Source organism: Streptococcus sp. GMD4S (genome assembly GCF_000296955.1).
In genome coordinates, this window is sequence record NZ_AJRE01000040.1 from 1 (window position 1) to 26,014 (window position 26,014).

Sequence of the window (26,014 nt, forward strand, 5' to 3'; positions counted from 1 at the left end):
GCCAAAATAATGCTAATGTATGAAAATATCGCACTAGCATTTGGATTGACAATCCCCCACAGACGGCCATTCATGACACCATAGTAATAAGATTGTTCGCCAATCTTAAATAGGATAAGGACTCTGCTTACCAATAAACCAAACGCAAAAATTGCTGAAGAAAAAGATACAATTTGAACCGTATAGGCAATCCAGTCAAATAATTTTTTAAGTTGCCCTGATTGTAACATGGTAAATAATAAAACATAAGTTACCATGAAGAGGATTTCAATCACATTTCCAATCAGATGTCCAGAGCGATTGAAAATAGCTGATAGCAGATGACTTCCAGCTAAGAGTCCAAATAAGGATAGAAATTTGCGATCTGCTGTGATTTCTTTCCACTTAAACAATAAGGTATAGCAAATATAAAGCACTACAATCGCTGACAATCCCTTGTAGAGGGGATTTGCTATCTTATAAACCAGTGAACTCATACTTAAAATCGAAATGAAAACAAATAGATACGCAATCCATAGTTTTGATTTTTCAAAGTATTCATCCATTTTTGAAAAATTCATTTTCAACTCCTTCTCATGATATTAGTTTTTTAATCCAACAATTTTCTTATATAGCCATGGAGAAATGACAAGTGAAAGGATCGCTACCTTGCGAAAAGTGGTGAAATAAGCATCTTTCCATATTTCGCGTCGATGCTGAACAATCCAAGTCCTCAGCTCGGCTTTCTCCTTTTGATACTCTTCACGTGAAGTAAAGATAATTTTATCGTAAACTGTGATGTACGACCAACATTCTCTGTTTATTAATTCGTATTTCAAATTAGGAAAGGCTTGTGAAACTTGAGCAATTATTTGCTGATAAACTTCTATTGTGTCAAATACATATCGATTAACAGATGTTGTTGCACTTCCCTCACGATGATCATAATAATAAACAGGTTTGTCAATAAAGACGCAACTACATCTTGTCTTTAGTAGCAATTCAGTTAAAAATAAGGCATCTTCAGCTAGGTGATATTTTGTATTAAACTTTTCATCCGCAAGCAGGTCTCTCTTAAACAGTTTTGCAACTGGAAAAAATGACGTTCTGGTAGTCATCAGTAGTTCCTTCATGGTTTCTTCTGTTGACCAGAGTTCTGTTTTTCCAGAATGTGAAGGTATATCAGTTACAATGCCGTTTTTGATATGGTGCAGAGGAGCAATTGCAAAGCCTACATTCACCCCTTCAACTGCACTTGCTAAAGTAGCTAGGTAATCCTGGGTAACGAAATCATCGCTATCAATAAAGGTAACCCAAGAACCCGTCGCTAGCTGAATTCCCATATTTCTAGCATTTGAAACACCAGAATTTTCGATATGATAAACCTTGATATTCTCATACTGAGATGCTAAGTGATCACAGATCTGTCCACTAGAATCAGTAGAACCATCGTTGATTAGGATTAACTCAAAATGGGCATAAGTCTGTTGAAGAATCGACTCCACACATCGCTCCAGATAGGCTTCTACATTGTAGACCGGAACGATAACGCTTATTTTTTCTCCCATCATGCTCCATATTCTCCCTTGTACTCTGTGTAGCTCTTGTCCATGTCTGCTATAATAGCATCATGATGCGGTACTTGCTTGTCTGCTGGTGGCGGTGTCATATAGTCCCCAAAAGCAGTGCTGAGATAGGCATCATAGCCGACTGGGATGGGCATCTCAGTTCCTTCAAATGGCAAGAAAAGATTGTCCTCAAAGGATGCGATTGGGTATTTGTTTCGCATGTAGCCGGGACCTGAGCATAATTCCGTAATTCCATCGCTCTCAGCCAGACCATACTTGGTCATTTCTTTTTCAGCTTTTTTCCAAATGCGATAACGTAGAGATTTTGGAGTCAGGCCGAGTAAGATGCGACTTCCCCATTTCATGACCGCACCATGCTTTTCTGGGATAGTTTGCGCACAAAAGAGTGAATAAATCAGGGCCCAACGAACCTGTTTCTTACGCTCAGCTGGATTTTTAGGATAATAATCCAATGGTAAAACGTCCAAGGCCAAACCGTGTGGCAAATCCAAATCCTTTTGATAAGGCTTGATACAAGTAGTTTCCTTGTCACGAATGGTAATAAAAAGGTTACGGTCTACAAAATCTTTGTTACTCTTTGACAAGAAATAACGCTCGTCTGCATAACGTGGCCACAGTTCTGCTAATTTTTCATAGTCCTTACGTGGCATGAAAAAGTCTAGATCATCATCCCAAGGAATGAAGCCCTTATTACGAAGGGCGCCAATGGCTCCTCCACCACAGAGATAGCACAACAAATCATGTTCTTTACAAAATGCGACGAAATATTCAGCCATTTCCAGACTACGAGCCTGAATCGCTTTCAAATCACTCATGTCTCTCCTCTTCTGTCCAATAACGAGTTATATCGTTTTATTATACCATAAAAAAGCCCTAAAAATCCATCAGATACTAAGAAAAATCAAAGCCTAAACCACTTTTTCACTTGTGATTCAAACTTTGATTTTTTTATAGTATTCTATCTCATTCCCATTTGGGCGAGTTTGGTCTGATATTTATTTTGATCAACTAGAAGTCCTTGTCCACCATAGATATCATAAGCGTCTACCCAGTCACCAAGTTCTGGGACGGTGAGTCTTTCAATGCCATTTTGAGCACCTTCTAGGACAGATAAGCCATTGGTCAACAAGAAGCTATATGGTAGATTTGTTGATGTCATGCCAAAGACTTTTCCAAGTGCCTCTGACCCCGTAAAGAGCTTGGTTGGATCTTTGATTTGCTCAAGAACAGCTGACATGACTTGTTGCTGACGTTTGGTACGGCCATAGTCTCCCTCATCATCATCACGGAAGCGAGCATAGTTCAGCAAGGTGGAGCCATTCATTTGCTGTTTTCCAACTTTGATAGTTTGAGTTGGGGACTCTGTCTCTGTTGCATGAAGGTCATCTCCGACTGTGGCTTCTGTCAGAGGTTGACCATTCAATGTTGAGAATTGAGCATCAATCGTTACTCCGTCAGGGAAGAGGGTATCAATAGCTGTTGCAAAGGCCTGGAAGTCAACTAGGGCATAGTACTTAATATCCAAATCAAAGTTGTCTTTTAGAACCTTGCGGACCTTTTCAGCACCTTTTTGTCCTTCTTGTTCCCCAAGTTCATAGGCAACATTTAGTTTGTTATCCGTCTGTTTCTGGCCATTTACAATCTTACTATACCCGTCGATATAAACTAAGTTGTCACGCATAAAGCTGACTAGCTTGATCTTCTTATCCGATCCGCTGACATTCAGTACCATGATTGTGTCAGTACGGGTTTCTGCACTATTTTGACCGATACGGCCATCTGTCCCCATGACTAAAATATTCACACCATCTTTGGTATCCTGACCGTTAAAGACCTCTACTTGAGCTGCCTTGGCGTCAGCTGGCTTATTTGTTGGATTGGCTGCTGACTGGAACCCTCGAAGAAACATAAAAATCATCCCTACAAGCACACAGGTAATCAACAGCAAGAACCAAGTCAGTATTCGTTTGAAGCGAATTCTTCTCTTTTTCTTTTTGACTTTAGGTTGAGGAGCTACCTTTTCACGTTTCTTAGACCGGCTTCTACTGCCATAAGTCGGAAGATCAATATCTCTACCCCAAGTTTCTTCTTTTTCTTCTTGGTGGAAATGGTGAACTTCAGACTTGGGACCTGCCATTTTCTGTTGCAGATAATCAAACTCCCTCCGTTCACGGTCGTTGAGGTAATGAATATTTTTGAAGAGATAGTCATAACGTAACTGCTCGTGATGACTTAAAGGATTTTCTTTGCTCATTGACTCTCCTTTTCTAAATCAGTTATGGTAAAAATCGGGTAGGTCCCCAGAATCTTATGCTGGATTCCAATAGCTTCTAGTTCTTGTCTTGCAAAATGAACCAGTTCTTTGTCACTATAGTCTACATCGATAATGAAAAAGTATTCTCCCAAGGCTGTTTTAAGGGGGCGACTTTCAATCTTTGTTAAGTCAATCCCTCTCCAAGCAAAGGTCGAAAGTGCCTTGTAAAGAGCACCAGGTAGGTTGTCTGGTAAGGTCAAGGCCAAACTCATTTTTTCAGCTTGTGAGTTCAAAGGAATCTTCGGTATCTCTGCCCCTAACACCCAAAAACGTGTGAAATTGGCTTCCATTTCCTGAATATCCTCTGCAATCAATTCCAAGCCATATTCTTCAGCTGAACTTTTAGGAGCAATAGCTGCATAAGGCTGATCTGGATGTTCTGAAATAAAGCGAGCTGCATAGGCGGTACTGGCGGTTACCTCGATTTGAGCCTCTGGATAGTGTTCATCGATGAATTTTTTTCCCTGAGCCAAAGCCTGAGGATGGGAAAAAATCTTCTCAATCTTAGTATGACCAGGAACTGCCATCAACTGCTGGTGAATGGGTTGAACGATTTCTGCCACTGCTTGGATGCGAGCCTGGTGAAAAAGGTAATCCAAACTTTCATGGACACTACCTTCAATGGAGTTTTCAACTGGTACCACAGAATAGTCCACCAAGCCCTGTTCATAGGCCTTGATAACATCTGTGATATTGGCAAAGGCATGCAATTCCTCTTTGGGAAAGGCTGTCTGCACAACATGATGCGAAAAAGATCCCTTGGGACCTAGATAGGCAATTTTCATCTCAGTTCCTCTATAATTTCCTCTGGGCTTAACTTGGTCACATCTAGAATCCGACTGGCTACTTCCTCATACCAAGCTTGTCTTTCATGGAAAATAGCTACCAGTTCTTCCTTGCTTTTGTTAAGAAAAAGTGGACGCTGATTGTCCTTATCAGCTGCGATACGTTGGTAGAGGGTTTCAAAATCTGCTTTTAGGTAGATGTTATCAGGATTGGTTTTGAGCAAGTCACGATTTCTCTGAGAAATGACAACTCCTCCGCCAGTTGACACAACTCGGTCCGTTTTTAGTAAGTCAGCTAGGACTTCTGACTCTACTTGACGAAAGGCCACTTCTCCTTTTTCAGCGAAGAAATCCGCAATGGACATGCCCAAATGTTCCTCGATTAAGGCATCCATATCGATATAGTCTGGGTCCAAGCCTCTAGCGATTGTCGACTTGCCTGCCCCCATAAATCCAAGTAATACCTTAGCCATGAGTCATGCTCTCCAAATCATCAAAGAAGCTAGGATAGCTAGTGTTGATGGCTTCAGCACGGTCAAGTTCCACTTCTCCATCCGCAACCAAGAGGGCTGCAATGGCTGTCATCATTCCAATTCGATGGTCACCAAACGTATTGACTCTAGCGCCATGAAGGGCTGATTTCCCTTTGATAATCATCCCATCTGCTGTGGGGGTGATGTCCGCTCCCATGCTATTTAAGGCATCAGCCACCACCTGAATGCGGTCAGTTTCCTTGACCTTGAGTTCCTCAGCATCCTTAATGACTGTTACACCTTGCGCTTGTGTCGCTAAAAGGGCAATAATAGGTAATTCATCAATCAAGCGTGGAATCAAAGCTCCACCAATCTCTGTTCCTTTCAGGTCTGAAGATTCGACAGTCAGGGTTGCTGATTTAGCGACTGGATCGATTTCAGTTATTTCTAATTTTCCTCCCATGGCGCGAATGACATCAATAATACCTGTACGCGTTTCATTGATGCCCACATTCTGCAGCACCACACGAGAGTTTGGAACAATCAAACCTGCGACTAGCCAAAAGGCTGCACTAGAGATATCTCCTGGGACAACTACCTTTTGTCCAGTCAGTTTTTGCGGCCCTTGAACTATGATTTTCTTGCCATCCACACTTAAATGGCCACCAAATTGCTGTAGCATATCTTCGGTGTGGTTACGAGTACATTCTTTCTCGATAATCACGGACTCCCCCTGAGCCTGCAAGGCTGCAAATATCAAGGCAGACTTAACTTGAGCAGAAGCGATTGGCAACTCATAGTGAATCGGTTTTAAATTTTTCGTCCCTTTTAGGCGAAGAGGGGGCAGATCTCGCTCAGTTTGCCCTGAGATGCTAACGCCCATTTTTTTCAATGGAATCGTCACACGATCCATAGGACGTTTAGAAAGACTATCATCTCCAAACATCTCTACTTCGAAGTCTGCACCAGCAAGTACACCTGAGATCAGGCGAATCGAAGTGCCAGAATTACCCATATCCAAGGCATTTTGCGGAGCTTTTAAGCCATCCATTCCAACACCTTGAATGGTAACAACCCCATATTTGTCCTCAATTTCAACACCAAGGTCACGAAAAACCTGCATGGTTGAAAGTACATCCTCTCCACGCAAAATATCATAAACCTTAGTCTCGCCCTCAGCCAAACTTCCAAAAATAATCGTACGGTGGCTGATAGACTTGTCACCTGGAACCCGGATACTGCCATGTAAGTGGCGAATGTTTGTTTTTAGTTTCATAGTTGACCTCATACTTGCAATACTTTTTCTTATTTTATCACAAAAAAGCCAGAAATTCCTGAAATTTCTGGCTTTTATACAGATAAAATACTATTTCAATAATTCTGAAACAGGTTCAAAGACAATTTTTTCAATGTCCGAAAGATAAATGGACAATTGTTGCTGTTTGGCAAAGAAATCTGACAAAAGAGCGTTCTCTTGGATTTGTTTGCTGAAAGACTGCATCTTTTCTTGGAAAGAGGCGTCTGGCATTTGTCCCGTTTGCGCCATGACTTGGATTTCTTGCTGGAAAGCGAGGTAGTCTGCAAAAATCTTGCTAGCTTGTTCATCAGCTTGGATAGCATCTTTGGCTGCCTTGACCGCCTTGTATTCTGGTAATTCGCGTAACCCGCGACTAAGTTCATTTGCACTATCGTAAATATTTGACATGATTTTCTCCTTATTTGATGACGACTGTGTAGTCCGTATTTTCTGTAATTAAGCGCTCAGCTCGTTCTAAATCTTGAGCATTTTTAAATGAAATTTGGAGAATCCCGTGAACATCCTCACGGTTTTCCTCGTTGATGTGGATATTAACCAAAGAAGTCCCACGAAGTAATTCCAAAATTCGCAAGATGACATCTTCTTCATCGGGAACATCGACATAGAGGTCGTAAGAGCTATCCACACCACCACGCTTATGTATTTCCATGGCCTGACGTTGCGCACGCGCTTGGTTGAAAAAGTTCCAGATTTGCTCTTCATCTCCCCTGCTGATGGCCTGACCAATCGCTTCCAAGCGTTCCTTGAAATCCGCAATTCGCTCTAGAATAGTCTCACGGTTAGACAAGAGAATAGAAGTCCACATACCTGGCTCGCTTTCCGCAATGCGAGTCATATCTCGAAATCCACCCGCCGCAAAGCGTCTTGCCATCTCATGTTCTTGAGCATAAACTGCTGTTTGTTCCATGAGACCTGATGCCAAGATATGGGGAAAATGGCTAATCTGTGAAGTTACTTGATCGTGCTCCTTGGCATCAATTTCAATGAAACGAGCATGGAGGCCTGAAAGTAGGTCCTTCATTTCTGAAAGGGTTTCTGGAGTGGTCAAGCTAGATGGAGTAAAGATATAGTAGGCATTTTCAAAGAGATTAACATCGGCAGAGGCAGCTCCTGTCTTGTGGCTACCAGCCATGGGATGAGCCCCGACAAAACGAATTGACTTGCCAGCCAAATATTCCTCCGCCACTTCCACAATGGCAGCCTTGGTTGAGCCCGCATCCGAGATAATGACGCCTTCTTTCAAGTTCAAACCTGCCAACTCCTGAATAAAAGCAATGGTCTGCTTGATTGGCAAGGTCAAGATGATGACATCTGCCAGAGGAGCAAAACTGGCAAAATCATCCGTCGCACGGTCAATCATCCCCCGCTCCAAGGCAATATCTCTAGAAGCCTGACTGCGATTATAACCTAGAATTTCATAATCAGGATGATCGCGTTTGATACCAAGCGCCATCGAGGCACCAATCAAACCGAGACCTGCGATATAGATGGTTTTTGCCATAGGAACTCCTTAATAGTTCTTTGTATACTCACGGTGTTTGGTTACCGCTTCTTTTAATTCCTCTAGGTTGTCCGATGAAAATTTTTCAAGGATTTCTTGCGCCAGAACCGTTGCTACAACAGCTTCCATGACTACCCCAGCTGCTGGCAGAGCGGTCGGATCACTTCTCTCCACGGTTGCCTTGTAAGGTTCGTGGGTTTCGATATCCACACTCATAAGTGGTTTGTAAAGAGTGGGAATGGGTTTCATAACTCCACGAACAACAATTGGTTGCCCATTGGTCATACCACCTTCAAAACCACCTAGATTATTGGTACGACGAGTATAGCCGTCTTCTTTAGACCAGAGAATTTCATCCATAACTTGGCTGCCTTTGCGGTAACCAGCTTCAAATCCAAGACCAAATTCCACCCCTTTAAAGGCATTGATAGAAACAACTGCTTGGGCCAATCGCGCATCTAATTTTCTGTCCCATTGAACATAGGATCCAAGGCCAACTGGAACACCTCCGACGACTGTCTCCACAACCCCACCAATGGTATCACCGTCACGCTTGATTTGGTCAATATAGTCCTTGATTTCCTGTTCCCGCTCTTGGTTGACAATAGAAACTTCAGACTGGGCAGCTCGTTCCTTAATCTCAGCGACTGTTAGATTTTCAGGTACATCGATTTCCTTACCACCAAAGACCACGACATGGTTGGCAATCTCCATATCTAGCTCAGCTAAGAGACGTTTGGCTACTGCCCCAACAGCCACTCGCATGGTGGTTTCACGGGCAGATGACCTCTCCAAGGAATTTCGCAAATCATCAAAACGGTACTTAATGCCCCCAACTAAATCGGCATGACCTGGGCGAGGATGGGTAATTTTTCTCTTGCTTTTAAGGCGGTCTTCAATGTCCTCAGCAGACATGATATCCAGCCATTTTTGGTGGTCCTTATTGATGACATCCATGGTAATAGGTGCCCCTGTCGTCTTCCCGTGACGAACGCCCGAAGTAAAGACAACCTGGTCACTCTCAATCTTCATACGGCCACCACGACCGTAGCCACCCTGACGGCGTTTAAGGTCTCCATTAATATCCTCTGCTGTCAAAGGAAGTCCAGCTGGAATTCCTTCAATAATAGCCGTCAAACGGGGGCCGTGTGATTCTCCTGCAGTTAAATATCTCATACGTTCTCCTTATTTTACCAAGTAGTCTTTCATCTCTTCCAGAGAAACTGGGTGAATGGTCGCTGAACCAAGCTCTGGAACTAAGACCAATTTCAAGGTGTTTCCACGCGCTTTTTTATCATGAGTCAAAGCTTGATAAAGTTTGTCAACATCCCAGTTTTCATAATCAACAGGCAAGCCAAATTTCTGGCACATCTCTGTAATGGACTGGGTTATTCCTTCTGGCATGAGGCCTTTCCCCTCAGCAACCTTGGAAATCTGAACCATGCCCATAGCCACAGCTTCTCCATGCATGACCTTGCCATAACCGGCAGTTGCTTCAATAGCATGACCAATAGTGTGCCCAAAATTGAGGTAAAGACGAACACCGTTATCCAACTCATCTTCGACCACCATCTTGCGCTTAACCTGACAAGAATGTTCAATCAAAGTCTCTGCATGTTCCAAAATGCTCTCTACAGAACCATCTAGCTCCATCAAGAGAGCCCATAGTTCTGGATCCTCAATCAAGCCGTACTTGATAACCTCGCCCATCCCCTCAATCAGCTCTCTTTTTCCAAGCGTTTCTAGGACAAGCGGGTCAATCAGAACCCCATCTGGTTGGGCAAAAGTTCCCACCATATTTTTAGCAAAAGGAGTATTGACACCCGTCTTTCCACCAATAGACGAATCAACCTGGGCTGTCAAACTAGTCGGAATCTGAACAAAGTGAATGCCCCGCATATAGGTAGAGGCTACAAAACCAGCCAGGTCTCCAACGACACCACCACCAAGAGCCACAATCCCATCGCTACGAGTCAAACCCTGCTTGACTAAAAATTCATAGACTTTCTGTACAGTGGTTAAATTCTTTCTTTCTTCGCCTTCTAAAAAGTCAAAAACAGCTACCTGAAAACCAGCATCTTCTAGGCTGAGTTTAACCTTCTCTGCATAGAGAGAAGCTACATGGTTATCTGTTACGATAACCACTTTTTGAGGTTGCCAGAGTTCTCGCAACCATTGACCTGCTTGCGATAGACAACCTTTTTCAATCTGAATATCATAGGGATGATGCGGAATATCGATTCTGATTTTCATAGTAGGGTCTCCTTTTCATTATTGGTATTTTTCTGTTAAGGACTGCCAAATCTCGTCTGTCGGCATTTCTTTACCTGTCCACAATTGAAAAGCTTCGGCGGCTTGATAGAGCAACATCCCCAGACCATTGACAGCTGGATTGCCCTGGCTTCTAGCCCATTTCAAAAATGGCGTCTCAAAGGGTTGGTAAATGATATCTGCAACCAAGAGAGTCTTTGGCAAATTGATGCTTTCTGGAACTGGGGACGACTGACCGTCCATTCCCACACTAGTCGCATTGACCAGTAAATCCGACTCAGCAATCCTTTCTTGCAAGACAGAAACATCTTCTAAAGCATATAAGTTCACTTTAAAACCTGTTTGCTCCTGCAACTTGTCTAGATAAGGTCTTGTTTTTTCCATAGAAGCTGAACGCACAAAGATAGAAATCTGACTGACGCCATCCAAAATAGCCTGTGCCAAGATTGATTTAGCCGCACCACCTGCCCCCAGAATGGTCATTTTCTTATCCGAGATTGTAAAAGAAGGCAAGCTCTTAAAAAATCCCTTGCCATCTGTATTATATCCAATTAACGTTCTGTCTTGATTAACAACTGTGTTGACTGCCCCAATCAAACGAACCTCATCACTCAACTCATCCAGATAAGGAATCACTTGCTCCTTGTATGGCATAGACAGGTTGATGCCAAACATCTGGTAACGGCGAATATTGGCGACTGTTTCTGCCAAATCACCCGCTTCAATCTCCCAAGCTACATAGGCACCATTAATAGCTGTCGCCTCAAAGGCCCTATTGTGGATAAAGGGTGAAATAGAGTGTTTGATGGGATTGGCAACAACTGCAGCTAAACGTGTATAGCCATCAAGCTTCATCCAAAATCTCCCTGATTTTTTTCATGTTTGATAGAGAAATCTGACCTGGGGCACTCGCTTCATCCAGACTAGCAAATGACCAACTCGAACCCGTCACATCTGAAGTAATGCGTGATACCTTGCCCATTTTTCCCATGGAAATGGTCACGTAGTCTTGCTCAGGATTGAGTGTTTTAAATCCTCGTGTGTAGTTCATCAAGTCTAAAACATCCTGCTCCGTATGGGCCATAACTGATACCTTGACCACTTTTGGAGAGAGACTGGTCAACTCAGACAGAATCTCCATCATGTTTTCTGGTGTTTCCTGGAAATTATGGTAACTCAAAACAAGATTTGGAAAATCCAACATTTCCTCAAAAACGTCCTTGTAGCTGAAGTACTCAAAATCCACATAGTCTGGTTGATAGAGTTGAGTGACTTCCTTGATGATTTGAACATACTCCTCAGAAGACAGTTCGATTTCTCCTCCCTCAGAGCGAGTCCGAAGGGTAAAGACCAGTTCGCGGCCTGCGAATTTCTCAAAGATTGCAGGTGCTACCTGTAAAATGGCTTCCTTGGCGAGGAAGTCTGCACGCCACTCGATGATATCGGCATCTTCATACCGTGTGGCATCCAGTTCTTGCACTTCTTCTAAACTTCTTGGCATTACTGAAACGATTAATTTCATTTACTAACCTTCATACTAATCACCTTGAGGTAATTACTGCTTTCATCTTTTTTATTATAGGCAAAGTCTGCTGGAAGACCATATTGGTTTAAAATTTGATATTTTCTTCCTGCAAAACCTTTATCAATTTGTTCTGTAAATTTCTGGCGGGAAACATTGGCAGCATTGGTACTGGCAATGATAATGCCTCCCGGATTTAAAATCTCTAGACTCTGGGAAATCAGCTTGTGATAGTCCTTAGCCACAGAAAATGTTTGTTTTTTATTGCGAGCAAAGCTCGGCGGATCCAGTACAATTACATCGTAGGTCAAGCTCTTTCGCTTGGCATACTTGAAGTAGTCAAAGACATCCATGACGATAAAACGATGGTTGTCTGTGCCGAGTCCATTTGCCTGAAAATGAGCTTCTGACAGCTCTCTCGACCGTTTTGCCAAGTCGACAGAAGTCGTTTCACTCGCGCCTCCCATAGCTGCAGCAACTGAAAAGGCAGCCGTATAGGAAAACATATTGAGTAAGGATTTGCCCATGGCTAGACCGTCTACCAGACTCCCACGAACATCGTGCTGATCCAGAAAAATACCTGTCATCAAGCCATCATTCATAAAAACCTGATAGAGTACACCATTTTCAAGAACAGTAAAGTAGTCTGGCGCTTTTTCACCATAGACATGAGCAGACTCGTAATCTAGACCTTTAAATCGAATCTTTTTATATACTCCCAAAATCTCAGGAAAGACTTCCTTAAAAGCCTTTACTATCAGCTCACGAATCTGGTAAACAAAGGAGTTGTACCAAGAAAAGACCACATAACCTCCGTAGAGATCAACAGTCAGACCACCAAAACCATCTCCCTCTTGGTTAAAAAGGCGAAAGGCAGTAGTCAAGTCATCTTGATAATAAGGCTTTCTAGCTTCCTTGGCCTTACGAAACAGAATTTCAAAAAAGGCTTGATTGAAAACAACCTTTTCCTTGCTGACCAACCAACCGATTCCCTTATTCTGCTGGGAAAGATAGGCGCTCCCTAAAAACTTTCCGTCTTGACTAAGAACTTCTACTTCCTGATCCGTCAGTTCAATATCTGTTAAATCGCTTGCTTCCAAAAGAACTAGACCCTTAGCTAGCTTTTTTTCAACACGTCTGCTGACCCTAATTCTATTCATAGCTACTATTATAGCAAATTTTGTGACAATTCTCAAAATAGAAAGCGTTTGTCCATTTTTACTTTAGTTTACTAAGTGTCATTTTTGTTAAAAAAAGTTTAGTCAATTCATTTTTTCTAATCCTTCTTTCCTAAACAATGAAAAATAATGGGAAATTTCAAAAAATAGACATTTCTAGAAATGAGTATAGAATTTTTACGCAAACGTTTGCGTAGTTCTGGACTTTATGGTAGAATATAACACATCATTGATAAGTAAGAGGAAAAACAATGCAAAATCAGACACTTATGCAATACTTTGAATGGTATTTGCCTCACGACGGCCAACACTGGACGCGACTGACAAATGACGCAGAGCACCTAGCAAACCTTGGCATCAGCCATGTCTGGATGCCACCTGCCTTCAAGGCAACCAACGAAAAAGATGTCGGCTATGGTGTTTACGATCTTTTTGACCTAGGTGAATTTCACCAAAAAGGAACTGTCCGTACCAAGTATGGGTTTAAAGAAGACTATCTTCAAGCCATTCAAGCCCTAAAAGCACAGGGAATTCAACCTATGGCCGATGTGGTGCTCAATCACAAGGCTGCTGCCGATCATATGGAAGCCTTTCAGGTTATTGAAGTGGACCCTGAGGACCGTACCGTTCAATTAAGCGAGCCCTTTACTATCAATGGCTGGACTCACTTTACTTTCGATGGTCGCCAAGATACCTACAATGACTTCCACTGGCACTGGTACCACTTCACAGGTACAGACTACGATGCCAAACGCCGTAAGTCTGGCATTTACCTGATCCAAGGAGACAATAAAGGTTGGGCAAATGAGGAATTGGTCGATAACGAAAACGGCAACTACGACTACCTCATGTACGCTGACCTGGACTTTAAGCACCCTGAAGTCATCCAAAACATCTATGACTGGGCTGACTGGTTCATGGAAACGACTGGAGTGGCAGGTTTCCGCTTGGATGCCGTTAAGCACATCGACTCCTTCTTTATGGGCAATTTCATCCGTGATATGAAGGAAAAATACGGTCAAGATTTCTATGTTTTCGGAGAATTTTGGAATCCAGACAAGGAAGCCAATCTAGACTATCTCGAGAAAACAGAAGAACGCTTTGATCTTGTCGATGTTCGTCTCCACCAGAACCTCTTTGAAGCCAGTCAAGCTGGAGCAAGTTACGACCTTCGTAACATTTTCACAGATAGCTTGGTTGAACTCAAGCCTGACAAAGCAGTCACTTTCGTTGACAACCATGATACCCAACGAGGACAAGCCCTTGAGTCTACTGTTGAAGAATGGTTCAAGCCAGCAGCCTATGCCCTCATTCTATTACGCCAAGATGGTCTTCCATGTGTCTTTTACGGAGACTATTACGGCATTTCAGGGCAATTTGCTCAACAAGATTTCAGAGAAGTTCTTGACCGTCTCCTAGCCATCCGAAAAGACAGGGCATATGGGGAGCAAACAGACTACTTTGACGATGCCAACTGTATCGGTTGGGTTCGTTCAGGTGCTGAACATCAATCTCCAATCGCTGTCCTCATCTCAAATGACCAAGAAAACAGCAAATCTATGTTTGTCGGGCAAGAATGGGCTGACCAAACCTTTGTTGACCTCCTTGAAAATCATCCAGCACAAGTTACAATCAACGCTGAAGGTTATGGAGAATTTCCAGTAGCAGCGGGTTCAGTCAGTGTTTGGGCAACAAAATAAACCTATCAGTTACAAGTCAAATCCAAGCGGATTTGGCTTTTTAAGTAGGCAAAAAGACCTACCCAAATGGATAGATCTTTATTGTCTTACAATTTACCTGCTACTGCATCCAAGAGTTCTTGAATTTTCGCTTGGTTGCTTCCTCCTGCCATAGCCATGTCTGGTTTACCACCACCACGTCCATCGACGATTGGAGCCAATTCTTTAACCAAGTTTCCTGCGTGTACATCTTTAGTCTTGCTTGCTACGAGGACATTGACCTTGTAACCAATAGCGGCAACTAGGACAAGCACATCAGAGTAGTCTTTTTGTTTCCAGTTATCCGCAAAGGTACGAAGGGCACTTGCATCTGATACAGAAACTTGGCTTGCAATGTAACGGTGTCCGTTGACTTCCTTCACATCCTTAAAGACATCACCTGCCGCTGCAGCTGCTGCTTTTTCCTTCAATTCTGCATTTTCTTTTTGCAATTGACGGAGTTGCTCTTGAAGGCCTTCAACCTTGTGAGGTACTTCCTTGAGTTGAGGTGCTTTAAGAGTTGATGCAACAGCTTTAAGAGCGTCTTCTTGTTCACGGTAGGCTTCAAAGGCTTCTTTACCAGTCACTGCCAAGATACGACGAGTTCCTGAACCAATCCCTTCTTCTTTGACAATCTTGAAGAGACCGATTTCAGAAGTATTGCCAACGTGGGTACCACCACAGAGTTCCACTGAGTAGTCACCGATGGTCACAACACGAACTTCCTTACCGTATTTCTCACCAAAGAGGGCCATAGCTCCCATTTCTTTAGCCGTGTCAATATCTGTCTCAACAGTTTCTACAGCAATTGCTTCCCAAATTTTCTCATTAACTTGCTGTTCAATGGCGCGCAACTCTTCAGGAGTCACAGCTTGGAAGTGAGTAAAGTCAAAGCGAAGAAATTCTACTTCGTTCAGAGATCCTGCTTGTGTCGCATGGTGGCCAAGGATATTGTGAAGAGCCGCATGGAGCAAGTGAGTCGCTGTGTGGTTTTTCATGACACGGTGACGGCGATTAGTATCGATTGCCAAGGTATATTCTTGATTCAAAGCAAGTGGTGCAAGAACTTCGACAGTATGAAGAGCTTGTCCGTTTGGTGCTTTTTGCACGTCCGTTACAGTCGCTACGACATTTCCTTTAGCATCCAAGATTTGACCGTGGTCAGCTACTTGTCCACCCATTTCAGCGTAGAATGGTGTTTCCGCAAAGATAAGAGAGGCAGTTCCTTCTGAAACAACGTTTACTTCTGCATTGTCCGCTACGATAGCAACAAGTCTACTAGCTAGTTTTTCTTTTTTGTAGTTAAATCGGCTTTCCACTGTAATGTTTTGAAGGGTTTCATTTTGCATTCCCATTGAGCCGCCTTTGACAGCTGACGCACGCGCACGTTCTTGCTGTTCTTTCATGGCTGCTTCAAAACCTTCACGGTCTACAGTCATCCCTGCTTCTTCAGCGATTTCTTCTGTCAATTCAACTGGGAATCCATATGTATCGTAAAGTTTGAAGACATCTTGCCCAGCGATAACGTTTTGACCTTTCGCTTTCAAATCAGCTACAATAGTTTCTGCAAAGTGTTGACCTGAGTGAAGGGTACGAGCAAATGACTCTTCCTCGCTCTTGACAATTTTCTCGATAAAGTCACGTTTTTCAAGCACTTCTGGGTAGTAGCTTTCCATGATTTTTCCAACAGTTGGAACGAGTTTGTAAAGGAAAGGCTCGTTGATACCCAATTTTTGACCGTGCATAGAAGCACGACGGAGGAGACGACGAAGGACATAACCACGGCCTTCATTTCCTGGAAGAGCACCATCACCGATGGCAAATGAAAGGGAACGGATGTGGTCAGCGATGACCTTGAAGCTCATGTTATCGCCATCTTGGTCGTAGACCTTACCTGACAATTTCTCAACTTCACGGATAATCGGCATGAAGAGGTCCGTTTCAAAGTTTGTCTTAGCCCCTTGGATAACAGCCACCAAACGCTCCAAACCAGCGCCCGTATCAATGTTCTTGTGTGGCAATTCTTTGTATTCGCTACGAGGAACAGCAGGATCAGCGTTAAATTGTGACAAAACGATATTCCAGATTTCGATGTAACGGTCGTTTTCGATATCTTCTGCAAGCAGACGAAGACCAATATTTTCTGGGTCAAATGCTTCTCCACGGTCAAAGAAGATTTCTGTATCAGGTCCAGAAGGTCCAGCACCGATTTCCCAGAAGTTGTCTTCGATTGGGATCAAGTGGCTTGGGTCCACTCCTACTTCAATCCAGCGGTTATAAGAATCCTTATCGTCTGGATAGTAGGTCATATAAAGTTTTTCAGCTGGGAAATCAAACCATTCTGGGCTTGTCAAGAGCTCATAAGCCCAAGTGATGGCTTCATCACGGAAATAATCACCAATAGAGAAGTTCCCCAACATTTCAAACATAGTATGGTGGCGCGCAGTCTTCCCTACGTTTTCAATATCGTTAGTACGGATAGCTTTTTGCGCATTGGTAATACGTGGATTTTCAGGGATAATGGTTCCGTCAAAGTATTTCTTAAGGGTTGCTACCCCAGAGTTAATCCACAAAAGAGTTGGGTCATTTACAGGAACCAAGCTGACTGATGGTTCGACAGAGTGGCCTTTACTTGCCCAGAAATCAAGCCACATTTGGCGAACTTGAGCACTAGATAGTTGTTTCATAATATCTCCTTATTTACTTGTTTAATTTGATTGGCTTTCCAGCATCTCCACATAGTCAATCGCGACACAAAGGGAAACGACTAGGTCTGCATACGAGTCTTCATAGACGGTTACGGTGTAAGTCGAGGTTAAATGAAAAATCTCTTTCCGAATCTCAGCAATCACTTGGTCACGATCATCTAGCAATTTGAAATTTAAATCCCAGATATTACCCTCGATACGAAGCCCGAGATTATCAAACTCATACTTATCTCGCCAGAAGGTCAACTTCTTACGAATAACGAAATTGGAACCATTTCGTAGCTGAATAGTAAATCGAGGAAGCAAAGTGAAAAATTCTTTACTAATTTCACTGACTTGCTCACCATAGGCGTCATAGATGGTAAAGGTCTTAGGAATTTGGAAGAAAGAGCCTTCCACCTGATAGTTCACTACTCCCCTATCATCTTTGATATCGAAGCGTTCGCCCCCAAGACGAAACTTTTGTTTCACGAGAAATGTCTTCATAAACACCTCCAAAAATCAAAAGACAAGTCCATATCACGAAGGGCGAAAAACCGCGGTACCACCTTCATTCAATGAACTTGTCATTCTCTTATTCTTATGCAATTGTCTGATTGAGTAGCATGATTTCCTACCTTAGATGGCTCGCAGCACCGCCAATTCTCTGGACTAAGATAACTGAAAATCAATTCTCAACTTTTTTATTATATCGTTTTTTGGGTTCTGCGTCAACTAGGAAAACTGACAAGAAAGCATATCTCCTACTTCCGGTACATTTTAAACTGGAGGAAGAGGTCACTATATTTTCCTGTCCATTTATGGTCAAATTTCTCATAAACTTCCAAGTGTTTCATAGTATCAGCGTCTGGATAGAAGGATTTGTCCTCACGAGTCTCCTCTGGGAGCATTTCCTTTGCTGGTAGGTTTGGTGTTGAGTAACCTACATACTCCGCATTTTTCAGAGCATTTTCGGGTTTTAACATAAAGTTGATAAAGGCATAGGCAGCATCCTGGTTTTTCACGGTTTTTGGAATGACCATGTTATCAAACCAGAGATTGCTGGCCTCAGTCGGAACGACATACTTGAGGTTAGGATTTTTCTCCAACATCTGGCTGGCTTCCCCAGAGAAAGTCACACCGATAGCAGCGTTGTTCTGAATCATGTAACCCTTCATCTCATCCGCCACAATGGCCTTGATATTTGGAGTCAATTTGTAGAGCTTATCCACTGTCTCTTCCAACTGCTGAGGATCCTTGGAGTTGAGACTGTAACCAAGTGAGTTAAGCCCGAGTCCCAGCACCTCACGCGCCCCATCAAAGAGCATGATGGAATCCTTGTATTCTGGTTTCCAGAGGTCATCCCAATGCTCAGGCGCCTCCTCTACCATGGTTTCATTGTAAACAATTCCCAAGGTTCCCCAGAAGTACGGGATGGAGAATTTGTTGCCCGGGTCAAAGGACTGGTTGAGGAACTCAGGTCCGATATTTTCGATTCCTTCAATTTTTGAATAATCAAGCGGAACCAAGAGGTCTTCGTCCTTCATCTTGTTGATCATGTATTCACTTGGGATGGCAATATCATAGGTTGTTCCACCCTGCTTGATCTTGGTATACATGGCTTCATTGGAGTCAAAGGTCTCGTACTGTACTTGGATTCCTGTTTCTTCTGTGAATTTCTCCAAGAGTTCTGGATCGATATAGTCCCCCCAGTTGTAGATAACCAATTTCTGACTGTCTCGGCTATTGATTTTACTATCTAGATGAGTCGCAATCCCCCACAAGACAAGGATAATCGCTACAATTCCTGCTAAAAATGAATAGAGTTTTTTCATGCTTGCTCCTCCTTCTCACGTGAGATAAAGTAATAGCCAACAACTAGGATAATACTAAAGAGAAAGACAAGGGCAGACAGGGCATTGATTTCTAGCGAAATTCCCTTACGAGCACGAGAGTAAATCTCGACTGACAGGGTTGAAAAGCCATTTCCCGTCACAAAGAAGGTCACGGCAAAATCATCTAGCGAATAGGTGAAGGCCATGAAATAACCTGCAATGATAGACGGAGTCAGATAAGGTAGCATGATTTCCTTAAACATCTGAAACTGGCTGGCTCCCAAGTCATAGGCCGCATGGATCATGTCATCATTCATTTCCTTGAGACGAGGCAAGACCATCAAGACCACGATAGGGATGGAAAAGGCCACGTGGCTAGATAGAACCGTCAAAAAGCCAAGTGAAAACTTAAGCTGGGTAAAGAGAATCAAGAAACTGGCACCAATCATAACGTCAGGCGCAACCATGAGGATATTATTGAGTGATAAAAAGGCTTCTTGGTATTTCTTACGAGACTGGTAGATATAGATAGCACCGAAAGTCCCGATAATGGTCGCAATCAAGGAAGCTAGAAAGGCCAAGAAAAAGGTTTGAGTGAGGATCAACATGAGACGGCCATCACCAAACATGGTTTTAAAATGGCTCAAGCTAAAGCCGGTAAAACTATTCATATCATCCCCTGCGTTAAAGGCGTAGCCAATCAGGTAAAAAATTGGCAAATAAAGGACGATAAAGACAAAGGCTAGGTAGAGATTGGCAAATTTTTTCATCGTTCTCTCCTTTCCTTGGTCACCCACATGGTGATGAACATGGTCAGGATGAGGATCACACCAATGGTTGAACCCATACCATAGTTATCATTGGTCAGGAAGTTCTGCTCAATAGCCGTTCCCAGCGTGATAACGCGGTTCCCACCGATTAAACGTGTCAGCATGAAGAGACTCAAACTTGGGATAAAGACAGACTGAACCCCACTTCTCACTCCATTCATCGATAGAGGGAAAATGACATGGCGGAAGGTCTCCCACTTGGTCGCACCGAGGTCATAACTGGCATTGATGAGATTGTTGTCCATATCATCCAAGACATTGAAAATCGGCAAAATCATAAAGGGAAGCTCGATGTAGCTTGCGACGAAGATGAAGGAGAAATCGGTAAAGAGCAACTGTTGAGAACCGATTCCGATGAATTCCAAAAATTGATTAATAGAGCCATTTTGACCAAAAATCCCGATAAAGGCATAGGCCTTAAGGAGCAGATTGATCCAGGTTGGCAAGATAATCAGCATGAGCCAGAGTTGACGGTGCTTAAGACGGGTCAAAAAGAGGGCTGTTGGATAGCTGATGAAAAGTGTCACCATGGTCACAATCCCCGCATAAAGCACAGAGTTGAAGCTCATTTTGAGATAGGTCAAGTTTTGTGATGCAAAGTAGGATTTGTAGTTTTCTAAACTAAACTGGCCTTCAATGTTGAAAAAGGATTGTCCAAAAATCAAGACCAAGGGTGCGAGAACAAAGAGGGCGATCCAAAGCATATAGGGCACTACAAAGAGTTTAGAGGTTGTTTTCTTCATCTCTTTCCTCCTCGATCGCGTTAATCAGACCTGCTTCTTGCTCTTCGATTTCTACGTATTCTTCAATACGAGCATCGAACTCTTCTTCGGTTTCGTTGAGACGCATGATGTGGATATCTTCTGGTTCAAAGTCCAGACCGATTTCCTCACCCACAATGGCCTTACGAGTCGAGTGGATCATCCATTCATTTCCGAGTTCGTCATAGGCGATGATCTCATAGTGAACCCCACGGAAGAGCTGGGTATCAACCTTGACTTGGAGCTTGCCTTCTTCAGGAAGGGTAATGCGCAAGTCCTCTGGACGAATGACAATCTCAACTGGCTCATTTGGCTTCATCCCCCCGTCGACTGCTTCAAAGCGTTTGCCGTTAAACTCAACCAAGTAATCCTCAATCATGGTTCCAGGCAAGATATTGGACTCACCGATAAAGGTGGCAACAAAATGGTTGATCGGCTCATCATAGATGTCCACTGGTGTTCCAGACTGAACAATCTCGCCATCGTTCATGACGAAAATCCAGTCACTCATGGCCAGGGCTTCCTCCTGATCATGAGTGACAAAGACAAAGGTAATCCCCAATCGTTGTTGCAGTTCACGCAGTTCATACTGCATGTCTGTTCGCAATTTCAAGTCCAGCGCTGACAAGGGCTCATCCAACAAGACCACACGGGGCTGGTTGATAATGGCGCGGGCAATAGCCACACGCTGGCGTTGTCCACCAGAGAGTTTACGGATGGAACGCTTCTCGTAACCTTCCAACTGAACCATCTTGAGAACTTCCGCTACACGTTGTTCGATTTCTTTCTTGTCGATTTTACGCAAGCGGAGTGGAAAGGCAACATTTTCAAACACATTCATATGTGGAAACAAGGCATAGGATTGGAAGACCGTATGGACGTCTCGCTTGTTGGTTGGGATGTCGTTGATCCGTACCCCATCCAGCAAAATATCCCCTGTCGTCGCATCCAGTAAACCTGCAATGATGTTTAGAATGGTTGATTTTCCTGAACCGGATGCGCCTAAAAGAGTGTAAAATTTCCCTTCTTCCAACTCAAAATTGATGTCTTTGAGAACCTTGGTGTTGCTGTCTTCAAAAACTTTAGAGACGTTTTTGAATTCAATAATTGGTTTTTTCAATTGTCATAAATTCCTTCTTTTTCATAAATTAACAGATCAGGGCTCTGTCAGGCCGCTACTACCTCGTGTAGGAGATTGAACTGCCTACATACATCTTCACTAACGATAGGCTTTCACCCCCTTTATAATGATTATAGCAGCAACTTTTCTACCCTAACCTTATTCCTTCTCACCCAAGATTCGGACTTCTCTTTCAAGAGTGACACCTGAGTGTTCCTTGACTTTTTCGATAACAGATTGGATCAAGTCCTCGTAGTCTTTGGCCGTTCCGTCAGCAACATTGATCATGAAACCGGCATGCTTTTCAGATACTTCCACACCACCGATACGATAGCCTTTCAATCCAGCCTCTGAGATCAACTGACCTGCAAAATGCCCAACTGGACGCTTAAAGACTGAACCACAAGATGGGTATTCTAGAGGTTGTTTGAGTTCACGTAGGTGCGTCAAGCGGTCCATCTCTTGCTTGATGACCTGGTGATTTCCAGGAGCTAGGGCAAATTTAGCTGACAAAACAACAGCCCCAGAATCCTGAATAGCTGAATGACGGTAGCCAAAAGCCAAGTCCTTGACTGACAAGGTCTCGATTTCCCCTTCCTTAGTCAAAATTTGACAAGACTGCAAGATATGAGCAATCTCTCCTCCATAGGCACCCGCATTCATAAAGACAGCTCCACCGACGCTCCCTGGAATCCCACAAGCAAACTCAAAACCAGTCAAACTATGACGAAGGGCAATACGTGTCGTTTCGATCAAGTTTGCCCCAGCTTCTGCTTCGATGGTATAGCCATCAACCGAAACGTTATTGAGCTTATCGCACAAGATGACAAAACCACGGATTCCACCTTCACGAACGATGATATTGCTGGCATTTCCTAGCACCATCCAAGGAATATTCTCTTGATTGGCAAATTGGACGACACGGGCCATCTCATAGCGATTGCGTGGCAAAACTAAATAATCCGCTCGACCTCCTACCTTGGTATAGGTATAGGTCTTCAAGGGTTCCTTAAAACGAATATCGATTCCTTCTAGGATTTCAAGCATTTTTTCTTTTACTGACATGTCACTCTTCCTTTTTCAAAATTCATTCCATTATACCATTTTTAGAGACATTTGACGACCATAAAAAGAGCTTGTTTTATCTTTACATAAAAAAAGAGGTCACCCCTCTTTTTATGATTTTTTCCAAAATGTAGATTTTGTCAGCCAGATAAAGACTAAAAGTTCTACGAGAAGAACAAACTCAACTAGAAGCGGATTTGCAATCCATCCCACTTGAGATAAGGCTGGAGCCAAGTCAAACAAGGCATGCAAACCATAGGCAGCAAGGAGGTAGATCCATTTCTTTTGACGGACACTTTGATAGACCCAGATGGAAAGACCAATTTGGAGAACCAGAGCAAGCACACGTTCAACTCCTAGTAAATAAACCTGCCATACAGAAAGAGACTGAACCGTTTCGAGTGTAGACTTTGGAAGGAGATTAGCTACATCAGTATTTGAAGACTGGATGAGTGAAAAGAGAATCAAAAGACTGATCAAGCTTCCCATTCCGAGATAGAGCATTTCTAAGCCCCCATGTCCCAAACCATAAGCCAAAGCATCTCGATCTTCTAGCTTTCTCTTTTTCTCCAACCATTTAAAAAAGATAAGACGAGCCGTCTCTTCAAAGAGGGCTGCCATAGCGATCCCATAAAGGACGTATAAGAAAGGCTGCTCCTGCATAAGCGGAATGGTTCCATCTTTTTGCGGATGGAGTATCAGAAGATGAACCATCTTCTCTAACACTTGAGAAGAAACAAAAAATGCGATTGCCCCCAAGCCCATCACTGCAAGAGAGATTTTAAACCGTTTTTTGGCATACCAAGTTCCACTTACTAGAATGAGAACCAAAGCGATCATGGTAAGGATAATATGTACTGTCATCTTTTTCTCCTATTCTGACTTATCAATATCTTTCTTCATCTCGTCAACGTTAAATTTGGCGAATAAATACTGGCGATCTTGGACTGGAAAACGTTGGTCCAACTGGTCGACTGCCCCAACCTCAATCATTCCTTCTTTTATAACAAAGTCCATCACATGCCCACCAAAGGTCAAATCATCTGAGATAAAATGCAAATGGTAGCCTGCAACACTCACTCCATGGAAAATCTCTGGTGTCCAAAATCCAACAATGGTTCCCGATACATTTTCACGGCTATATTCAGGTTGGTGAGTCGCTACATCAGCAAATTTGGTATCAGGTGTGGATTTAGGAATCATCCGCACGTGCATTTGTGAAAATTCGCCATGAATCTTGATGGAACGAAAAAGGTTTTCCCCATCATAGTAGGACTCAATTCGCTTTTCCAATTCCTTGTCCGTCATTTCAAAGCGCTGACGAAAAATCACTTCTGCCTGATGAGGAACTACTGCTGCATAGGGAATTAGAGCATCCGCTGCCACTTCAACGATTTCAGGCGTTTGACCAGATCCCTTTGCTTGATAAGCCTTGCCATCAAGGACAATTAACTCCCCATCAATCGAATCAAGGGTTCCCAAACCAAGGTCACCATGTTCCAGCAATTCTCCCACTGTCATGGTTCCACCATAGAGACCTGCCATTAGGGCACCTAGAGTATTGTATTGAAATAATTTTACCGGTTCCTGCACTTTTCTATCCATTCTCTTTCTTATCTTCTTTTCATTGAATCATCATACTTTCTAAGTATACCACATTTGCTCCTAGTTGTGAAAGGGAGAAATGCTTTTCCCATTGCAAAGGAGGCAAAAAAAAGGTACAATGTAACAAAATCAACGGAGGTCTGGAATGAAGAAAGAAAGTAAATACCAAGCAGTCGTTTCCTTTCTAAAAAAGGGTATCGAATCAGGAAAATTCCCAACAGGTAGCCGGCTTCCCTCTATCCGTCAACTGAGCCAAGACTTCCACTGTAGCAAGGACACTATCCAACGAGCCCTGCTGGAATTACGCCATGAACAATACCTCTATGCCAAACCCCAAAGTGGCTACTATGTTCTGGAACAAGGACAGCACCAAGACTTGGAAATCGAAGTCACTGACGAACATGCCAGTGCCTATGACGACTTCCGACTCTGTGTCAACGAAACCCTGATAGGCCGAGAAAACTACCTATTCAACTACTATGACAACCAAGAAGGCCTTGAGGAACTGAGACAATCTGTCCATCAACTCCTCTTTGACCAAGCCCTCTACTGCAAACCCGACCAATTGGTTCTAACTTCTGGCACCCAGCAAGCTCTTTTTATCCTTTCTCAGATTAACTTTCCGAGCGAGGGAGCTGAGATTTTGGTCGAACAGCCGACCTACCACCGGATGAACCGCCTCTTGGTCGCTCAGGGATTAGCCTACCTGACCATTGAACGCCGAATTGATGGCATTGACCTTGAAGAACTGGAAGAACAGTTTAAATCTGGGAAAATCAAGTTTTTCTATACCATCCCTCGCTTCCACTATCCCCTAGGTCATTCCTATTCTGATCAGGAAAAAAGGGCTATTCTGGATCTAGCAAACCAGTATGGTGTATATATCGTCGAGGATGATTATCTAGGTGACCTAGACTCTAAAAAGGGACAAACCTTCCACTATCTAGATACTGAGGATCGGGTCATTTATATCAAATCCTTCTCAACCAGTCTCTTTCCAGCCCTTCGTATTACCGCTCTCATTCTCCCAAATGCCCTAAAAGAGGCCTTTGTTTCCTATAAAAATATCCTGGACTATGACAGCAATCTCATCATGCAAAAGGCTCTTTCTCTTTACATCGATAGTCAGTTATTTGAAAAAAATCGACTGGCTAGATTGACCCTTCAAGAGAACTATCAGGCTCAGATAAAGAAAGTGCTTGAAGAAAACACCTGTCCCTTGCCCCACTATCCTCTACACGATGGTCTTTTGCTTGATTTGAGACACTATCCTAAGATTGCCAGTTTGAAACACAGCTCACTCAAATTAGACTTTTTTGAGAAGGCTTATTTGGACGCCTGTCCTTATCAGTTCGCCAAAGTCACTCTTGAAAATCTAGAAGAGCTATTAGAATACATAAAAGCAGAATTGGATTAAAGTCCAACTCTGCTTTTTCTTATTGTTCAACTTCTGTTAGTTTCGC

General features: G+C 43.1%; 24 protein-coding genes and 1 pseudogene. 2 read left to right on the forward strand and 23 right to left on the reverse strand.

The window, feature by feature from the left end; translation table 11 throughout:
• The 14 genes and pseudogenes from GMD4S_RS03990 to GMD4S_RS04055 form a co-directional block, all read right to left on the reverse strand.
• Positions 1-560: pseudogene (locus GMD4S_RS03990) on the reverse strand (LicD family protein); the annotation flags it as partial.
• 21 nt (positions 561-581) lie between these two features.
• Positions 582-1,550 (reverse strand): glycosyltransferase family 2 protein, encoded by a 969-nt coding sequence (locus GMD4S_RS03995; RefSeq protein WP_000971797.1) that lies wholly within the window; start codon positions 1,548-1,550, stop codon positions 582-584.
• Positions 1,547-2,383, reverse strand: a complete 837-nt coding sequence (locus GMD4S_RS04000; protein WP_001281444.1) for a LicD family protein — start codon at positions 2,381-2,383, stop codon at positions 1,547-1,549. Before GMD4S_RS04000 ends, GMD4S_RS03995 begins: the two co-directional genes overlap by 4 nt.
• 143 nt (positions 2,384-2,526) lie before the next feature.
• Positions 2,527-3,822, reverse strand: a complete 1,296-nt coding sequence (locus GMD4S_RS04005) for an LCP family protein (protein WP_000032319.1) — start codon at positions 3,820-3,822, stop codon at positions 2,527-2,529.
• Complete coding sequence (pheA, locus tag GMD4S_RS04010; protein WP_000686426.1) at positions 3,819-4,667, reverse strand: prephenate dehydratase; 849 nt, start codon at positions 4,665-4,667, stop codon at positions 3,819-3,821. Before pheA ends, GMD4S_RS04005 begins: the two co-directional genes overlap by 4 nt.
• Positions 4,664-5,140: a shikimate kinase gene (locus GMD4S_RS04015; RefSeq protein ID WP_001151353.1), complete on the reverse strand. Its 477-nt coding sequence runs from the start codon at positions 5,138-5,140 to the stop codon at positions 4,664-4,666. Before GMD4S_RS04015 ends, pheA begins: the two co-directional genes overlap by 4 nt.
• A complete protein-coding gene (gene aroA, locus GMD4S_RS04020; RefSeq protein WP_000769904.1) occupies positions 5,133-6,416 on the reverse strand; it encodes a 3-phosphoshikimate 1-carboxyvinyltransferase in 1,284 nt (427 codons plus the stop codon). The genes GMD4S_RS04015 and aroA overlap by 8 nt, the downstream gene beginning before the upstream one ends.
• Before the next feature lie 90 nt (positions 6,417-6,506).
• Entirely contained in the window at positions 6,507-6,845 is a 339-nt protein-coding gene (locus GMD4S_RS04025; protein ID WP_000065973.1) for a YlbF/YmcA family competence regulator, read from the reverse strand.
• 10 nt (positions 6,846-6,855) lie between these two features.
• Positions 6,856-7,959: a prephenate dehydrogenase gene (locus GMD4S_RS04030; RefSeq protein ID WP_001140471.1), complete on the reverse strand. Its 1,104-nt coding sequence runs from the start codon at positions 7,957-7,959 to the stop codon at positions 6,856-6,858.
• Between the two features lie 9 nt (positions 7,960-7,968).
• Entirely contained in the window at positions 7,969-9,135 is a 1,167-nt protein-coding gene (gene aroC, locus GMD4S_RS04035; protein ID WP_001269879.1) for a chorismate synthase, read from the reverse strand.
• Positions 9,136-9,144: 9 nt separating this feature from the next.
• Positions 9,145-10,212: a 3-dehydroquinate synthase gene (aroB, locus tag GMD4S_RS04040; RefSeq protein WP_000702153.1), complete on the reverse strand. Its 1,068-nt coding sequence runs from the start codon at positions 10,210-10,212 to the stop codon at positions 9,145-9,147.
• A gap of 18 nt (positions 10,213-10,230) precedes the next feature.
• Positions 10,231-11,085, reverse strand: coding sequence for a shikimate dehydrogenase (locus GMD4S_RS04045; RefSeq protein WP_000762465.1), 855 nt, complete (start codon positions 11,083-11,085; stop codon positions 10,231-10,233).
• Complete coding sequence (gene aroD, locus GMD4S_RS04050) at positions 11,075-11,752, reverse strand: type I 3-dehydroquinate dehydratase (RefSeq protein WP_000767785.1); 678 nt, start codon at positions 11,750-11,752, stop codon at positions 11,075-11,077. Before aroD ends, GMD4S_RS04045 begins: the two co-directional genes overlap by 11 nt.
• Positions 11,749-12,912 carry a class I SAM-dependent rRNA methyltransferase gene (locus GMD4S_RS04055; RefSeq protein WP_001079993.1) on the reverse strand — a complete coding sequence of 388 codons (1,164 nt, stop codon included), beginning with the start codon at positions 12,910-12,912 and terminating at the stop codon, positions 11,749-11,751. Before GMD4S_RS04055 ends, aroD begins: the two co-directional genes overlap by 4 nt.
• A 269-nt stretch (positions 12,913-13,181) precedes the next feature.
• On the opposite strand from GMD4S_RS04055, the gene GMD4S_RS04060 reads away from it, so the two are divergent.
• Positions 13,182-14,630 carry an alpha-amylase gene (locus tag GMD4S_RS04060; protein ID WP_001181084.1) on the forward strand — a complete coding sequence of 483 codons (1,449 nt, stop codon included), beginning with the start codon at positions 13,182-13,184 and terminating at the stop codon, positions 14,628-14,630.
• An 86-nt stretch (positions 14,631-14,716) separates the two neighbouring features.
• Here GMD4S_RS04060 and alaS read toward each other — a convergent pair whose 3' ends face one another.
• From alaS to budA, 9 genes are all read right to left on the reverse strand, one after another.
• Entirely contained in the window at positions 14,717-17,335 is a 2,619-nt protein-coding gene (alaS, locus tag GMD4S_RS04065) for an alanine--tRNA ligase (protein ID WP_000811713.1), read from the reverse strand.
• Between the two features lie 21 nt (positions 17,336-17,356).
• Complete coding sequence (locus GMD4S_RS04070) at positions 17,357-17,842, reverse strand: LURP-one-related/scramblase family protein (RefSeq protein ID WP_000847088.1); 486 nt, start codon at positions 17,840-17,842, stop codon at positions 17,357-17,359.
• 257 nt (positions 17,843-18,099) lie between these two features.
• Positions 18,100-19,170, reverse strand: a complete 1,071-nt coding sequence (locus GMD4S_RS04075) for an ABC transporter substrate-binding protein (protein WP_000737951.1) — start codon at positions 19,168-19,170, stop codon at positions 18,100-18,102.
• Positions 19,167-19,940, reverse strand: a complete 774-nt coding sequence (locus GMD4S_RS04080; RefSeq protein WP_000712723.1) for an ABC transporter permease — start codon at positions 19,938-19,940, stop codon at positions 19,167-19,169. Before GMD4S_RS04080 ends, GMD4S_RS04075 begins: the two co-directional genes overlap by 4 nt.
• Positions 19,937-20,743: an ABC transporter permease gene (locus GMD4S_RS04085; protein WP_000754118.1), complete on the reverse strand. Its 807-nt coding sequence runs from the start codon at positions 20,741-20,743 to the stop codon at positions 19,937-19,939. The genes GMD4S_RS04080 and GMD4S_RS04085 overlap by 4 nt, the downstream gene beginning before the upstream one ends.
• On the reverse strand, positions 20,724-21,881 hold the full coding sequence (locus GMD4S_RS04090; protein WP_000742899.1) for an ABC transporter ATP-binding protein: 1,158 nt from the start codon (positions 21,879-21,881) through the stop codon (positions 20,724-20,726). Before GMD4S_RS04090 ends, GMD4S_RS04085 begins: the two co-directional genes overlap by 20 nt.
• Positions 21,882-22,040: 159 nt before the next feature.
• Complete coding sequence (murB, locus tag GMD4S_RS04095; RefSeq protein WP_000111595.1) at positions 22,041-22,946, reverse strand: UDP-N-acetylmuramate dehydrogenase; 906 nt, start codon at positions 22,944-22,946, stop codon at positions 22,041-22,043.
• Positions 22,947-23,057: 111 nt separating this feature from the next.
• On the reverse strand, positions 23,058-23,810 hold the full coding sequence (locus GMD4S_RS04100; protein WP_000215878.1) for a YhfC family intramembrane metalloprotease: 753 nt from the start codon (positions 23,808-23,810) through the stop codon (positions 23,058-23,060).
• 9 nt (positions 23,811-23,819) lie between these two features.
• The gene (gene budA / locus GMD4S_RS04105) at positions 23,820-24,551 is read right to left on the reverse strand and encodes an acetolactate decarboxylase (RefSeq protein WP_000375405.1); all 732 of its coding nucleotides are present in this window, start codon (positions 24,549-24,551) and stop codon (positions 23,820-23,822) included.
• 145 nt (positions 24,552-24,696) lie between these two features.
• Between budA and GMD4S_RS04110 the strand changes: the two genes are divergently transcribed.
• Positions 24,697-25,968 (forward strand): aminotransferase-like domain-containing protein, encoded by a 1,272-nt coding sequence (locus GMD4S_RS04110; RefSeq protein ID WP_000712263.1) that lies wholly within the window; start codon positions 24,697-24,699, stop codon positions 25,966-25,968.
• The last annotated feature ends 46 nt before the right edge of the window (positions 25,969-26,014 follow it).